The sequence below is a fragment of the Deltaproteobacteria bacterium genome (assembly GCA_028818775.1).
Classification (GTDB): Bacteria; Desulfobacterota; Binatia; order UBA9968; family JAJDTQ01; genus JAJDTQ01.
In genome coordinates, this window is sequence record JAPPNE010000078.1 from 1 (window position 1) to 14,830 (window position 14,830).

General features: G+C 67.6%; 15 protein-coding genes. 6 read left to right on the plus strand and 9 right to left on the minus strand.

The window, feature by feature from the left end; translation table 11 throughout:
- From ispE to OXU42_09440, 7 genes are all read right to left on the minus strand, one after another.
- Nucleotides 1–556, minus strand: a 556-nt coding sequence (ispE, locus tag OXU42_09410; GenBank protein ID MDE0029601.1) for a 4-(cytidine 5'-diphospho)-2-C-methyl-D-erythritol kinase, incomplete at its 3' end; no start/stop codon positions are given.
- Between the two features lie 46 nt (nucleotides 557–602).
- The gene (locus tag OXU42_09415; GenBank protein ID MDE0029602.1) at nucleotides 603–1,691 is read right to left on the minus strand and encodes an alcohol dehydrogenase catalytic domain-containing protein; all 1,089 of its coding nucleotides are present in this window, start codon (nucleotides 1,689–1,691) and stop codon (nucleotides 603–605) included.
- 11 nt (nucleotides 1,692–1,702) lie between these two features.
- A complete protein-coding gene (locus OXU42_09420) occupies nucleotides 1,703–2,791 on the minus strand; it encodes an alcohol dehydrogenase catalytic domain-containing protein (GenBank protein ID MDE0029603.1) in 1,089 nt (362 codons plus the stop codon).
- Nucleotides 2,792–2,870: 79 nt separating this feature from the next.
- Nucleotides 2,871–4,226, minus strand: a complete 1,356-nt coding sequence (locus OXU42_09425; GenBank protein ID MDE0029604.1) for a UbiD family decarboxylase — start codon at nucleotides 4,224–4,226, stop codon at nucleotides 2,871–2,873.
- A complete protein-coding gene (locus tag OXU42_09430) occupies nucleotides 4,223–5,230 on the minus strand; it encodes an amidohydrolase family protein (protein MDE0029605.1) in 1,008 nt (335 codons plus the stop codon). Before OXU42_09430 ends, OXU42_09425 begins: the two co-directional genes overlap by 4 nt.
- A 51-nt stretch (nucleotides 5,231–5,281) precedes the next feature.
- Entirely contained in the window at nucleotides 5,282–5,896 is a 615-nt protein-coding gene (locus OXU42_09435) for a thiamine pyrophosphate-dependent enzyme (protein MDE0029606.1), read from the minus strand.
- A gap of 4 nt (nucleotides 5,897–5,900) precedes the next feature.
- Nucleotides 5,901–6,416, minus strand: coding sequence for a thiamine pyrophosphate-binding protein (locus OXU42_09440; GenBank protein MDE0029607.1), 516 nt, complete (start codon nucleotides 6,414–6,416; stop codon nucleotides 5,901–5,903).
- A gap of 175 nt (nucleotides 6,417–6,591) precedes the next feature.
- Between OXU42_09440 and OXU42_09445 the strand changes: the two genes are divergently transcribed.
- From OXU42_09445 to OXU42_09460, 4 genes are all read left to right on the plus strand, one after another.
- On the plus strand, nucleotides 6,592–7,473 hold the full coding sequence (locus tag OXU42_09445; protein ID MDE0029608.1) for an LLM class flavin-dependent oxidoreductase: 882 nt from the start codon (nucleotides 6,592–6,594) through the stop codon (nucleotides 7,471–7,473).
- 96 nt (nucleotides 7,474–7,569) lie between these two features.
- Nucleotides 7,570–8,478 (plus strand): VOC family protein, encoded by a 909-nt coding sequence (locus OXU42_09450; GenBank protein MDE0029609.1) that lies wholly within the window; start codon nucleotides 7,570–7,572, stop codon nucleotides 8,476–8,478.
- Nucleotides 8,478–9,842, plus strand: a complete 1,365-nt coding sequence (gor, locus tag OXU42_09455; protein ID MDE0029610.1) for a glutathione-disulfide reductase — start codon at nucleotides 8,478–8,480, stop codon at nucleotides 9,840–9,842. The genes OXU42_09450 and gor overlap by 1 nt, the downstream gene beginning before the upstream one ends.
- Nucleotides 9,843–10,128: 286 nt before the next feature.
- Entirely contained in the window at nucleotides 10,129–10,353 is a 225-nt protein-coding gene (locus OXU42_09460; GenBank protein ID MDE0029611.1) for a hypothetical protein, read from the plus strand.
- 4 nt (nucleotides 10,354–10,357) lie between these two features.
- Here OXU42_09460 and OXU42_09465 read toward each other — a convergent pair whose 3' ends face one another.
- Together OXU42_09465 and OXU42_09470 are read right to left on the minus strand one after the other, a co-directional pair.
- On the minus strand, nucleotides 10,358–11,056 hold the full coding sequence (locus tag OXU42_09465) for a urate hydroxylase PuuD (protein ID MDE0029612.1): 699 nt from the start codon (nucleotides 11,054–11,056) through the stop codon (nucleotides 10,358–10,360).
- A 158-nt stretch (nucleotides 11,057–11,214) separates the two neighbouring features.
- The gene (locus OXU42_09470) at nucleotides 11,215–13,434 is read right to left on the minus strand and encodes a DNA polymerase II (GenBank protein MDE0029613.1); all 2,220 of its coding nucleotides are present in this window, start codon (nucleotides 13,432–13,434) and stop codon (nucleotides 11,215–11,217) included.
- A gap of 154 nt (nucleotides 13,435–13,588) precedes the next feature.
- Between OXU42_09470 and OXU42_09475 the strand changes: the two genes are divergently transcribed.
- Nucleotides 13,589–14,374 carry a PAC2 family protein gene (locus OXU42_09475; GenBank protein ID MDE0029614.1) on the plus strand — a complete coding sequence of 262 codons (786 nt, stop codon included), beginning with the start codon at nucleotides 13,589–13,591 and terminating at the stop codon, nucleotides 14,372–14,374.
- 13 nt (nucleotides 14,375–14,387) lie between these two features.
- Nucleotides 14,388–14,828: a cytochrome c gene (locus OXU42_09480; GenBank protein ID MDE0029615.1), complete on the plus strand. Its 441-nt coding sequence runs from the start codon at nucleotides 14,388–14,390 to the stop codon at nucleotides 14,826–14,828.
- Nucleotides 14,829–14,830 lie beyond the last annotated feature (2 nt).

Consider the following 14,830-nt stretch of genomic DNA (forward strand, 5'->3'; position numbering starts at 1 on the left):
CCGTTATGTGGGGTACCCCCCGGGCGGGGTCGCCGGGTAGGGGGGGGGCCCCCCCACCCACCCCCCGGGGGGGCCGGGCCCCGGGGGGGCCCCGCGCCGGGGGGCGGCGGGGGGCGCCCGCGGCCGCGCCGCGAATGAAGAACGGCACGTCCGCGCCCACCGTGAGCGCCAGCGCCTCGAGATCCTCTGTGGAGAGCCCGGCGTCGAACAGGTCGTTCATGCCGCGCAGGGCGGCGGCGGCGTCGGTGCTGCCGCCGCCGAGTCCGGCCCCCATGGGGATGCGCTTGCGGATGCTCACGGCGACGGGTTCGCGACAGTCCGTCCTGTCCTGGAACGCCCGCGCGGCGCGGTGCACGGTGTTGTCCTCGCCCAGGGGCACGGAGGGATCGTCCGCGCGCACGGTGATGGCTCCAGGCGCACCCTCGAAACGCGTGACCTCCACCTCGTCCCCCAGGCTGATGGGCGCCATCAGGGTGTCCAGCAGGTGGTAGCCGTCGTCGCGGCGGCCCTCGATGCGGAGGTAGAGGTTGATCTTGGCGGGGGCGAACAGTTTCATCGACCTGCCCCGCTTGCGGGACGCGAGGCTAGTTTCCCGCTGCGCACTAGGGCTTGATCAAGGCCTTGGTCGGAAACATCTCGGGCACTTCGCCGCCGACCGCCCTGATGCACTGCTCGGTCTCGTCCAGCGAGAAGATGTGGCTGACCATCTGCTCCACGGGGAAACCGGTGGTTTCCATCAGCCTGAGGGTAGCGTCGATGGCGTCGTTGTCGCCGGTGTACGCTCCTTGCACGCAGATTTCGCCCCACACGAGCTTGTCCATGAGCAGGGGGGTGACGGTCTTGTCCCCCGTCAGCCCCCCGAGCACCAGCTTGCCCTGCCGCCGGAGACAGTCCACGGAGGTTACGATGGCGGCCGGGTTGCCGGAGACGTCGACGGCGACGTCACACATGGCGCCGCCGGTCTCCTCCCGGATGACCTCCGTGACGCTCTCTTCCTCCACGTTGATGGTGCGGTGCGCCCCGAAGCGTTCGGCCACCTCCAGCCGGCTCTTATCGCGCCCGATACCGGTGACGAAGATGCGCGCGGCGCCGGCGTGGCTCGCCGCGAAGGTGCAGGCGAGGCCTTGCTGGCCGGGCCCCTGGATCAGCACGTAGTCGCCCATCTTGACGCCGCCGTGCCGCAACGCCCACTGGAAGCCGTTGGCCATCACCGCCCCCACCAGGGCGGCGGCCTCCGGCGGAAGGTCGTCGCTGATGCGGGTCAGCAACGCCGTGGGGGTGATGTACAGGTACTCGGCGAATCCGCCGAAGAGATGCGGCGGGTCCGCGGAAGACATCCGCGAACCATACGCGGCGCGCTGCTTGCAGAAGCGGTCGCCGCCACGGCGGCAGTCCGCGCAACGGCCGCACCCGATGGATCCCTTGATGATCACCCGGTCGCCTTCCTTGACGCCATGGATCTGCGCCGCTCGGGCGCCGAGTTTCTCCACCCGGCCGAGGATCTCGTGGCCCAGGATGATGGGCATGGGCAGGTTCAGCTTGCCGGTGTAGTACTTGTAGTCCGTGCCGCAGACCCCGCCCATCTCCACCTTCAGGAGCCCGCCGTCGGACGGGATGTCCGGCACCGGATACTCCCGGACCTCAATCTTGGCGGGACCTACCAGGGTCGCCGCTCGACACGTATCGCTCATGTCCGGCCGGCTCAGGGCTGGATCAGCGCCTTGGTCGGGAACAGCTCGGGGATCTCGCCGCCCACGGCCTGGATGCACTTCTCTGTTTCCTCCAGCGGGAACACGTGGCTGACCATGTCCTGCACCGGGAACTGGGTGGCCTCCATCAGGCGCAGGGTCGCGTCCACCGCGTCGTTGTCGCCGGTGAAGCAGCCCTGGAGCTTGATCTCGCCCCACACGAGCTTGTCCATGTGCATCTCGGTGATGGTCTTGTCGCCGGTGAGGCCGGCCAGCACCATGGTCCCCTGGCGGCGCAGGCAATCGATGGAGGCGAGGATCGCCTTGGGGCTTCCCGACACGTCCACCACCACGTCGCACAGGGCGCCGTCGGTCTCTTCCCGGACGACATCCACCACGTTCTCTTCCTCGACGTTGATGATGCGGTCGGCGCCCCACTTCTTCGCCAGTTCCATGCGGGGCGCGTCCCGGCCGATGCCGGACACGAAGATCTTGGCCGCGCCCGCGTGCTTCGAGGCCCAGGTGCACGCCAGCCCCTGCTGTCCGGGCCCCTGGATCAGCACGAAGTCGCCCATCTTGACGCCGCCGCGCCTGAGCGCCCACTGGAAGCCGTTGGCCATGACCGAGCCGATGAGGGCCGCGGCCTCCGGCGACAGGTCCTCGCTGATCTTGGTCATCAGCACGTCCGGGGCCAGGTAGAGGTAGTCGGCGAAGCCGCCGAACAGGTGCGGCGGGTTGGCCGAAGTGGTGCGGCCGCCGTAGTTGGTGCGGTTCCGGCAGAAGCGCTGCGCGTTGCGCCGGCAGTCGGAGCAGCGGCCGCAGCCGATGGCGCCCTTCATGATGACGCGGTCGCCCTCCTTGACCCCGTGGATCTTCTCGGCCTTGCTGCCGAGCTTGGCCACCCGGCCGAGGATCTCATGGCCCAAGATGATGGGCAGCGGCAGGTTGATGCGACCGTGATAGTACTTCACGTCCGAGCCGCACACACCGCCCATCTCCACCTTCAGCAATCCGCCGTCGTCGGGAATGTCGGGTATGGGATATTCCCGGATCTCGAGCTTGTTCGGGGCAAGCAGGGTTGCCGCTCTGCTGGTCTCTGCCATCGTGCACCTCCTTGTAGACCGGTATCGTTCCTCGAATGGCCCTTCGATTCCGTTTGTTCCCGCCCGATTGCCCGCCTGCTCAGCCGATGTAGTCCTCCAGCCGGACCCGCTCGCGGACGTCGTCGGGCACGGCGAGCCGCTTGGGAAAGTCCTTGCTCTTCTTGGTGGCGTCGATGACCATCTTGGCCGTCATGCCTCCGGGACCGCTGGACGGATCGGTCTCCGACCCCTGGCAACGGGGGATGATGAAGGTGTCGGTGTCCGCCTGGACGCGGTTGGCCACCGCCCACATCACGTCGCGCTCGTTGTACACGTTCACGTCCCCGTCCACAACGATCACGAGCTTGAGGTACAGGTCCGTGGCCATGGTCGCCATCACCGCATTGCGGACCTCGCCGTCGCTGCGCTTGTCCAGGGAGATGTAGCAGTGGAATCGGCAGTTTCCCGACGGCGGCATGTGCACGGCCCGGGTTCCGCCGGCCACCGCCTTGACCGCCCTGAAAATCGCCGCCTCCCGCGGGATGGAGCCCATGAGCCGCTGCTCCGAGTGGCCGGTGAAAATGTCCTGGTAGAGCGGCTTCTTGCGCATGGTGATCCCGGTGATCTCGGCCACGTGGTTCCTGCGTACCCCCACCGCATGTCCGGTAAACTCGCCGAACGGGCCCTCCTCCTCGCGCACGTTGGGCAGGATCCGCCCCTCCAGGATCATCTCGGCGTGGGCGGGGACCTCCAGCCGCACGGTCTCGCACGGCACCAGCGGCACCGGTTGTTGCATCATGCCGCCGATGACGTCGTATTCGTCCACGTCGAAAGGCGCCAGCGACAACGCGCCGATGGCGAAGGCGGGATGGACTCCGACGATGAAGGCGATGTCCAGGGGCTCGCCCCGCTCCTCGGCGTTGCGCGCGCAACGCATCAGGTGCATGCCAGGCGCCAGGTGCATGCGCAGCCGGTTCTTTTCCACCATCATGGCGCGGTTGAAGCTCAGGTTGCGCACGCCGCTCACGGGATCCCTGGCCACCACGATGCCCGCGGTCACGTACGGCGCGGTGCTGATGTCGAAGTGGGTCAGCAGCGGGAGCTCGCCCAGGTCCACGTCCGCGCCGGTCCGCACCTCCTCCTTTACCGGACCGTCACCGATCAGCTCCGGCGCGACGGGGCTGCTTTCCCGGCCGCGGTACTCCTCCACGAGGTCGTCGCCGTCCACGTCCAGCGCCATGGCCAGCCGCCGGCGGGTGGCATGGAGGTTGGTGACGACGGGCATGGAGAAGCCCTCGACCTCGTGCACGTACAGCGTGGGGAACCGGCCCGAGGACTCCAGCTCCATGAGCAGGCCGGTGACGTCGTGCTCGGGCCGCACCGGCTTTCGTATGTGCAGCAGCTCCTCGGGGCCTTCGCCCTCCAGACGGTCCATGAACGACCGCAGGTCCTTCATACCTTGTCTCCGAACAGACGCTCGGCATTGCCGCCCAGGATCTTGGCCTTGTCCGCGGGGTCGATGCGAATCTTGTCGATGATGTCCAGCGGCCTGGGATCGCCGATGCCGAAGGGGCAATCGCTTCCCAGGAGCACGTGGTCGGCGCCCGCCTCGGCGATCAGGAACTCCAGCACGTCGGGCTCGAACACGATGGTGTCGTAGTAGAACCAGCGCAGCACGTCCCGGCCCATGAGCGCGGTGGCCTTCTGGATGTCCGGCTGGATCTCGCGGCCGCGGGTCATGCGCCCGAACTGGTACGGCAGGAAGCCGCCGCCGTGGCACAGGATGATCTTGAGGTCCGGGAAGCGGTCAAGCACGCCGCTGAAGTACATGCTGGCCACCCCCACCGTCGTGTCGGCCAGGAGGCCCACGATGTGGGTGAGGAAATACTTGCCCAGCCGCTCGATCCCCAGGGGGTTCAGCGGGTGGATGATCAAGGGCACCTGCATGCGCTCGGCCGCCTTCCAGAAGGCGTCCAGCCCCGGGTCGTCGAGGTTGGCGCTGCCGATGCTAGGGCCGATCATGGCGCCCATGAGGCCACACTCCTTGACCGCGTATTCCAGCTCCTCGGCGGCTCGCGTGCCGTCCTGCAAAGGCACCGTGGCGGTGGCCCGGAACAGCCCGTCCCTGTCGCCGTCCGCCAGGGCCTCGCGCATGGAGTCATTCAGCATGCGGCTCCAGTTCACCGCCTGCTCCACCGGCAGCGTGTAGCCCACGATGTCCATCCACGCGGACAGGATCTGCCGGTCCAGGCGGGTTTCCCGCACGGTGTCGATACGCTTGGGCAGGTCCGTGGCCGGCGCCAGGATGGGCCGGGCCAGCGGCCTGTCCGGCCCTCCCAGCCGCAAGCGCGGCCCTTGGGGGGTTTCCTCCCCCACCTCCACGCCGAAGGACGAGCCGTCCCTGCGGAGCCGTTCGATCACGGCTGGCGGCACATAGTGAGCGTGACAGTCGATGTTCATGATGCGGCCTCGATGATGCCGGTCAAACAGGGCGGGAAGTGAGACGGGACACTAAGATTCCTTGAGGAAGCTGGCGGGCATGTGCGCGCTCAGGATGCTCAGCCCCTCGGTCTGCTCCACGTGACGGATGAAGCGGTACTTGTTCTCCACTTCGTCCATGGGGTACGGCGGCACCTCGCTGCGCACCCGTTCCACCTTGAGCCCGATGAAGGTGGCGTCGCGTGCTTCCAATGCCTCGGAGAAGACCGTGCGCATCTCGTCCGGACTGTTCACCCAGGAGGCCCGGCGGATGCCCGCGCCGCGCGCCACCGCAACGAGGTCGGTGCCGGCGCCCGTGGCGGTATCGATCTCGCCGGAGGCCTCGTACACTTCGTTGTCCACCAGCACGTGCACCAGGTTGGGCGGATTTGTGCGCGCGATGGTGGGCAGGCTGCACAGGTTCATGAGCAACGAGCCGTCGCCGTCGATGGCGATGACCTGCCGGTGCGGCAGCCCCAGCGCCATGCCCAGGGCGATGGAGGACACCAGCCCCATGGTGCGCACGCGGAAGTTGCCGTCGCCCGGCCGGCACGCGTACCACTCGACGGTGTTGGCGCCCGCGCCGGTGACCACCAGGGCGTCGCCGGCCAGCTCCGCCATGACCTTGAAACAGTCGATGCGCTTCATGGACCTATTCTCCCGGACGCCGCCGCCCGAGCACGTCCTTGGTCAGCAGCACGGCCACCGGCCGCTTGTAGTCCTGGGTCAGCACCAGCGTGCGCTTGATCAGCGCCTTGGCCTCGTTGGGGTCCCGCAGGATGAAATGCTGGACACCCAGGGCGCTCAGCACGGGCTGGGTCATGGCGCCGTTGGTGGCGAACGAGCGGTCGCCCACGTCGCCCGCGTAGTACACCAGGAGCAGCAGCGGCAGGTTGTATTGCAGCAGCGTCGAGACGATCCCGTTCACGCTGTTGAACAGCCCGCCGTTCTGCATGATCATCGCGCACTTCCTGCCCACGAGGTAGCCGCCGGTGCAGATGCCGATGCCTTCCTCCTCCCGGCACAGTGGCACGTGGGTGATGTCCGGCTCCGCCGCCACACGCTCCAGCACCGCGTGCAGGTTGATGTCCGGCAGGGTCGCCACCAAGTCGACGCCTGCCTCCTTGAGCCCTTCCACGATCAGGGCGGGTCCGGAATTCTCGGCCACGAAGTGTCCTCCTTCAACTCGAAAACTGAATATCCTCATTTGCACCCGTCGCGTCAACCGCGCGAATGACGGCTCGGAACATCCCGATGCGATTTGCGGGAACCACGGGTATTGGCTACGTTCAACAATAGAGGGGCGCATGTCCTTCGACCCGCGACACGGAGGCCGCGAACACGTGAAGATCGGTATCGGGTTGCCATTCAAGACATCCAGGGATAGCTGGCCGGCCATCGAGGCGCTGGCGCGCAAGGCGGACGAAGGACCCTATTCCAGCTTCGCCGTCATCGACCGGCTGGCCTACGACAACTACGAGCCGCTGATCATGCTGGCGGCGCTGGCTTCCGCGACCCGGCGCGTGCGCCTCATGACCGCGGTGCTGGTGGGTCCGCTCCGGAGGGCGGGCGTTCTGGCCAAGCAGACTGCCACCATCGACGCCATCTCCGGCGGACGGTTGAGCCTGGGCATAGCCGTCGGCAGCCGCGAAGACGACGCGCTGGTCGCCCCTTCCGGCTTCCACGACCGCGGGCGCCGCTTCAACCGGCAGCTCGAGCTCATGCGCCGCATCTGGCGTGGAGAGATCGTCAACGACGCGCAACGTCCCGTGGGGCCCGAGGCGGTGCGGTCCGGCGGTCCGGAGCTGCTCATCGGCGGCACCGCGCCGCGGGCGCTGGACCGGGTCGGCAAGTACGCCGACGGCTACGTCATGGGAGGCGGCGCGCTCGACCGGGAAGGCGCCGCGGGCATGCTGCGCCAAGTGAACGAATCCTGGGAACGACACGGCCGGAGCGGCCGGCCGCGCGTCGTGGCGTCCGTGCTGGCGGCACTGGGGCCGGGAGCGGAAGACGCCATCCGCGACGCCTTCGCCGACTACTACGGGGGCGATCCCGCCCGTCTGGAGGCGCGGCTGGCGCGGGCCAACCTGTCCACGGCCGCGGCCATCCGCGAGGTCATCGCGTTGCATCGGGATCTTGGCACCGATGAGCTGGTCCTCAAGCCCGCGTCCTTGGGGCCGGACCAGTATGATCGTCTGACCGACGTGGTCGCCAAGGAAGTGTAGTGGGTGTCATCGCGCCTTGCCTACTACCAAGATGCCCTCGCAGATGCATGAGCCCATTAATGACGCAGCACATTAGCGGCGGATCGGGAGCAGTGAATGGCAGCAAGCGGACTCGTCCCTGAGGGACATGAGGTTTACCTGGACCACGTGGGACTTTTCGTCCCTGACTTCGACGCTTCCCCGCGCCGGCTCCAGGAGCTGGGTTTTTCCCTGACCCCCTTCGTCGCGCACATGGCCAGCACCGAGCCGGGCGTGGCGGCCACCCCGAGCGGCACCGGCAACCAGTGCGCCATCTTCCGCCAGGGGTACCTGGAAATGCTCGGCCCCACCGCGGACACGCCGCTGTCCCGGCAGCTCCGGGCGCAGCTCGACCGCTATCCGGGCTGGCACCTGATCGCCTTCGCCGCCAACCATCCCGAGGAGAACCACGAACGCATCGGCCGGGACGGCTTCCGTCCGCTGCCGCTGGTGCGCCTGGCGCGCCCGGTGCCCACGGACGGGGGCGAGGAGACGTGCCGCTTTTCGGTGATCCGGGTGCCGCCGGAGGTGATGCCCGAGGGGCGCATCCAGATCGTCACGCACCACACTCCAGAGCTGGTGTGGCAGCCGCGCTACCAGCACCAGCCCAACGGCGTCGTGGCGCTCACGGGCGTGCTGGTGTGCGTGGACGACCCGCGGGAGGCGGCCGAGCGCTTCTGCCGCTTCGTCGGGGTCGAAGCGCTGGAGAAGGCCGGCACCTGGGAGATGGGGCTCCAGGAGGGACGCGTGGTGTTCATCGAGGGGGGGCGTTTTCGCGAGCGCTACCCCGGCCGCGAGCTTCCGTGCACGCCGTACATCGCGGAGGTGTCCATGCGCACGGACGACCTGGCGGCGACGCGCCGCTACTTCGACGAGGCCGGCATCCGCTACGAGGCCGCGGGCGACGGCGCCGTCCGGGTACCGGGAGCCGAGGTCCTGGGCGCGTCCTTTCTGTTCCACGAATCGCCGGAGGGAGGCATCCTTTAATGGCGGACACACGCTACGACTACGATCTCTTCACCATCGGCGCGGGCTCGGGGGGCGTGCGCGCCAGCCGCATGGCGGCCACCTACGGCGCGCGGGTGGCGATCGCGGAGGAGCGCTACCTGGGGGGCACGTGCGTCAACGTGGGCTGCATTCCCAAGAAGCTCCTGGTCTACGGCTCCCACTTCGCCGACGACTTCGAGGACGCCGCGGGCTTCGGCTGGAGCGTGGGCGAGCGCAGCTTCGACTGGCCGTCCCTGGTCCGCAACAAGGACCAGGAGATCGCGCGCCTGAACTCCATCTACCGCAACCTGCTCCAGAGCCACGGGGTCGAATTGTTCGAGTCGCGCGCGCGGGTGCTGGACCCGCACACCGTGGAGGTGGCCGGACGCAGGGTCACCGCCGCCCACATCCTCGTGGCCACCGGCGGCTGGCCCACGGTGCCCGACGTGCCCGGCAAGGAGCACGCCATCACCTCCAACGAGGCGTTCCACCTGCCGGAGATGCCCAGGCACATCGTCATCGTCGGCGGCGGCTACATCGCGGTGGAGTTCGCCGGCATCTTCCACGGCATGGGCGTCAAGGTCACCCAGCTCTATCGCGGCGCGCTGTTCATGCGCGGCTTCGACATCGACGTGCGCAACACCCTGGCCGACGAGATGCGCAAGAAAGGTATCGACCTGCGCTTCGAGGCCGACATCGCCGCCATCGAGCGGAACGGCGGCACGCTGGCGGCGACCCTGAAGGACGGCCGGACGCTGGAGACCGACGCGGTCATGTTCGCCACCGGCCGGCTGCCCAACACCCGCGGCCTGGGCATCGAGGAGACCGGCGTGGAGCTGGCGCGCAACGGCGCGGTGGTGGTCAACGACCGCTACCAGACCAGCGTCCCCTCCATCTACGCCCTCGGCGACGTCACAGACCGGGTCAAGCTCACCCCGGTGGCCATCGCCGAGGCCATGATCCTCTCCCGGATGCTGTTCAAGGGCGACGTCGGGCCCATGGACTACCGCAACATCCCGTCCGCGGTCTTCAGCCAGCCGCCGGTGGGCACCGTGGGCTACACAGAGGAGGCCGCCCGGGAGAACTGCGGAGAAGTGGACGTCTACCGGACCGTCTTCACGCCGCTCAAGCACACGCTCTCCGGCCGCAACGAGAAGACCATGATGAAGCTCGTCGTCGAGCGCGCGACCCACCGGGTGGTGGGCTGCCACATGGTGGGCGCCGACGCCGGCGAGATCATCCAGGGGCTGGCCGTGGCCCTCACCTGCAACGCCACCAAGGCAGACTTCGACCGCACCATCGGCATACACCCCACCGCCGCGGAAGAGTTCGTCACCATGCGCGAGCCGGTGGCGGGCGGGTAGCCTCCCCGCGGGCAGTTGCGACGCCCAGAAACGTCATTCCCGTGAAACAGGCTGTCTCAAAACACCATCCGAGAGAGGCAACAACCCCTTGAAACGTCATTACCGCTTCCGCGGGAATGACGTTTCTGGGATTGGCGAACGTGGACGAACTTTGTGGAAATCAACGAAGATGCGGAGACTTGTCTTGACTCTAGCGGTGTGTGCCGCGCTGGCTTCCACCAGCGCGTGCGGCAAGGATGAGGGAACTCAGACGGTGACTGGACCGGACCCGGCCCGTGGGAGGCGGATGTACATCGCGACCTGCATCTTGTGCCACAACATCGATCCGAGCAAACCCGGCTCCCAGGGTCCGGCCGTCAAGGGGTCTTCAGTGGAACTGCTGGAGGCCAAGGTCCTGCGCAAGACCTACCCGCCGGGCTACAAGCCCCAACGGACCACCAGCGCCATGCCCACCTATCCCCAGGTGAGGAAAAGAATTCCGGATATCGCTGCCTTTCTGGCGCAGCCGTAAACGCCTACGCAATCTCCAGAAGGATCCAGAAGATCGCGGTGAGGATCAGACCGCTCCAGATCACGCCCGGAATGGACGTGAGGAGCTTCTTGGTGCCTCCCCCGGCACCGCCCACCAGCGCATTCAACTCGACGACGGCGATGATCGCGAGGCTCACGATCCAGAAAACCGCCGCGTTGCCGCCCGACTCCCCGTGCGGATAGTGGCTCGCTGCACCCATCAGGAACAGCATGGGGATGGAGAACAGGGTGTTGGTGCGCGAAGCGAACCCGGCCCACTGGCCCTTGCTGGCCGCGTCCGGAAGCGCCTCTCCCCCTCCGGCCACCTGGTTGGCGGAGGCGATGACCACCTGCTGGTTGGGCCAGATCACCAGCCACACGTTCAGGAACATGATCGTGCCCATGGTGCCGCCAATGGTGATGGCCATGCCGTAGCCCGACGAGAAGAAGTCCCCGCCGAGCTGCGTCCACTTGATGATGTAAATGAGGATACCGGCCAGGAAGGTGAACATGGCGCCCCAGCGGAACCACCAGAGGGCGCGCGGCACGAGTTTCTGGATGGCGCCGGTACGGGTCCCGGCCTCGGTTTCGGCGAAGAACGGCGTCTGCACGAAGTTGAAATAGTAGAGCAGGCCGATCCATGTCACACCCGCCAACAAATGCACCCAGCGCAGCAGAAACTGAACGAGTTCCATCGTGTCCATTAAGCACCTCCGTTTAGCTGGTTCTCGGTAGCGGTTCTTGGAAGAATGAACCGTTGGTCATTATAGGCCCTAACGGGCCGGACCGTCAACGAAAATTGCCTGAAGCTCCCGACCGAGCCGGCACGGGCGGGATTCACCCGCCGCCGTCCGGGTCCGGTTCACTTTTCCACGAAGAAGGGACGGAACTGCTCGTAGAGGTCGCGCAGCCGCGCCTTGTAGTAGTCCACGTTCTCGTCGGGACTCGCGGGGTCCCATTCGGACACGTGGCGGCAGTTCTCGTTGACGATGACGTTGGCGCCGTCGCCCGCGACGTAGTAGGAGACCTGGTCCCCCGTGAGGTAGCGGCGCTCCGAGCGCAGCGCCACCTCGTAGGCGCCGCGGGGGTGCTGCTTCCCGCCCTTGACCTTCATCTGGTACTCGTCCAGGGATTCCCGCAGGGTTTCGGTGCGCTTCAGCAGGGACAGGTCGAGCCGGTGGTTCGCGAGGGCCCCGCGGTACTGCTCGTAAAGCGCCGGAATCCCGCCCTTCCGCCCATCCAGGAGCAATCGGACCATCTCTTCCAGCCACTTGCGCCGGTAACGCTCAAGGCCCCGCGAGTTGAGCCGCGGACCGTTCAGGGACAGGCCGTCCTCGTGGTCGAGCAGCGCATGGTCCTCCGCTCCGCAGCAGAACATCGCCCGATAGCGCGCGAGCGGCAGGTCCACCTTCCAGGGCAGGGCCGCCGCCGTCGCCGTTTCCACCAGCGTCTGCTCGGCGGCGCCGTCCACAACATCCGCGGGAGGCACGAGATAGATGCCGCCGGGGTCCATCGTCACCACCCGTGCGCCCCGCGCCTCGAAACCTTCCGCCAGGCGGCGCACGTGCTCGCCGCCCGCGCGCGTCACACGGTCCGCCGCTTCGTGGTCGTTGAAGTGGACGGCGGGCGCGGCCAGATAACCGTGCAGCGCATCCACCAGCACGGCGAACTCCGCGCGCGCCGTGGCCACGAAGCGGGAGGGGTCCCGCTCCGGGGCGGCATCGGTCACGGGCGCGGCCCCTCCTTGCAACTCCTGGAGCCCCCGCAGCAGCGCCGGAAAGACTTCGAGGTCATCCGATCGGGGCCGGCAATGGCCGTGGCGCATGACCGCCGCGTAGATCGGGTTGAGCTCACAGCGCAGCACGCGCCGTGACACGCCCGCGATCCTCGATTCGGCCACCTTCCCGCTCACCGGCGCCGGGTTCATCGGACCGGGCACGGAATGCCGCCGGGCATGGTATTCCCGGAGCATGAACCGGTCGATGGCGGTGGCCTCGTCCACCAGCGCCATGTCCTGGTAGCGGCACGGGAAGATTTGCGCCTGGAGGTAGCAGCCGGGCGAAAGCGCCGCCGAGATGGCACGGGTCTCGCGCACGTCGTCGAGCGCGTAGCGGAAGAGCGTCTCCGGATCGTGATCGAAGTACCAGTTCGCCTCGGCGCCGCTAATGTAAGTCCGGTCCGGCGCGGCCACGCCGAAGTGACGCGCCACGTCCTTCAGGCCGTTGCGCTTGAGCGTGCGGTCGGCGCGGCTGTGGCGTTGCGCCAAGAACCAGGTGTCGGTGACGTGGCGTCCGTGGATCTCGTAGTGCCGGTACGGAATGACGCGGTCGCCCACCAGGAAACGCGCGGAACGCCGGCGTGGTCTGCTGCCGTCCCGGCCCAGCGTGAGGCTCACGCCATGCCGCCGGGCGCGCTCCTCGACGTAAGGGAGGTCGAAACGGAAGAAATTGTGCCCCTCGATCACGTCCGGGTCGCGCTCGCGCACCTCCCGAACCAGCTCCGCCAGCATCGTCCCCTCGTCATGGTCCCTGCCGGAAATCAGGCGCTCCCAGCCGCTGCTGTCGGACATGGCGACGGCCGTGATGCGGTCGCCTTCCCGCAGTGGATTGGGGAACTCGAAGCCGGCGGTGCGGTACACCTCAAGGTCCACCTGCATGCGCAGGAGGCGGTCGAAGCGCATGCCGTTGAAGTGGGTGGTGCCGGACCCCACGAGGTATTGCTCGACCGGGTCGCGCAGGTAGAGGAACGGCAGCCCGGGGGCGTTCTGGCTCTTGCCGCTCTTGCGCAGGAGCCAGGCCCGGGCGGATTCCAGGCTGTCCATCCCCGGGAAAAACGCCAGCCGGCGGAACGCGTGAGTGCCCGCGAGCGGCTCGATGCGGCATTCGCCCTTCCACCCGGCGAGCCTGTCCTCGGAGGTCAGCCACAGGAACGGCTCGAACGGCACGGCGGTGGAGGAAACCCGCGAGGGCTCCCTGGCGTAGATGCGCACGTGGCGGTTTCCCTCCAGCTCCACCGCCGTTACGGAAGGGGTCGCGTCCCGGCCGAACAGGACCGGGTCGTATGCGGGAGTTGAAGGACACATGATGGAGGGGCCGGCGGAAGATCATGACACGGACCCCACCGAGTTTCCAGCAGGTCCGGACGGTCGCGGCAACGCGACCGGGAGAACGGCCCCGCTCCACCGGAACCACGGCGTGGCTGGTACTGCATCGAGCGGATGTGGTACACAGAGAGGCATGGACTCAGACCCCGTCTCGCACATCCGCCGACCCAATCTGCGCCAGCCGTTCCTGATCCTGTCGTTCTCCGGCTGGAGCGACGCCGGGTCGTCGGCCACGTCCGCGGTGCGCTATCTTGTCGAGCAACTGCTGGCCGCGGAGCTGGCCAAGATCGATCCCGAGGACTACTACGACTTCTCGGTCCACCGCCCCCACGTGCGGCTGGTGGAGGGACAGCGGGAGATCGAGTGGCCCTCGTACGACTTCCACTACTACAGGACCGGCAACGAGCTGGAGCGGGATTTCATCTTCGCCACCGGCGCCGAGCCGCACCTTCACTGGAAGGCGTTCGCCCGCACCATCATGGAACTCGCGCGCGGCTGGGAAGTGGCGCGGGTCATCACCATAGGAGCGCTTCTGGACGAGGTCCTGTATACCAAGCCGGTGCCCCTCAACGGGTTCTCGTCGGACCCGGCGCTGATGAAGGAGCTGGACTTTACCCCGTCGCGCTACCAGGGGCCCACCGGCATCGTGGGTATCCTCGGCGACACGTTCCGCAGGGAAAGCATGCCGCACGTAAGCCTGTGGGCCGCGTTGCCCCACTACCTGGCGCCGTCGCCGAACCCGCGCGGGACCCTGGCGCTGGTGCTGCGCCTGACCCAATGGCTCGGCATCCGCATCGATACGGGTCCGCTGGAGCGCGCCGCGGGCGAATTTCAGAACAAGGTGAACGACGCGGTCAACAGCGACCCCAACCTGTCGGCTCTCATCAAGGAGCTTCAGAAACACGAGTTCGAGCAATAACGGAGGAAAACCCATGCGGAGACAGCGGTGGTTGTACGCCCTGGCGGCGGGAGCTTTTCTCATGACCGGCGCGAACGCTTTTTCGGCCGGACCGTTCGACAAGGCCATCGAGGCGCGCCAGCAACTGATGAAGGACATCGGCGGCATCAGCAAGGCCATGCGCCAGGCCACGGACGCGGCCGGCGTGGCGGCCAACGCCGACAAGCTCGCGGAAGCCTTCGCCAAGGTCAACGAGGAGACCTTCCCCAAGGGAAGCTCGGAAGGCACGCGCGCCAAGCCCGAGATCTGGGAGAAGTGGGACGAGTTCGCGGCCGCCGCCAAGAACGCCGTCACGCTGGCCCAGGCCATCGCCACCAAGGCGCGCGCGGGCGAGAACACGGCCGAACTGGTCAAGGGCTATGGCAGAAGCGCCTGCGGAAGCTGCCATCGTCCCTTCCGCGCACCCAAGAGCTGACG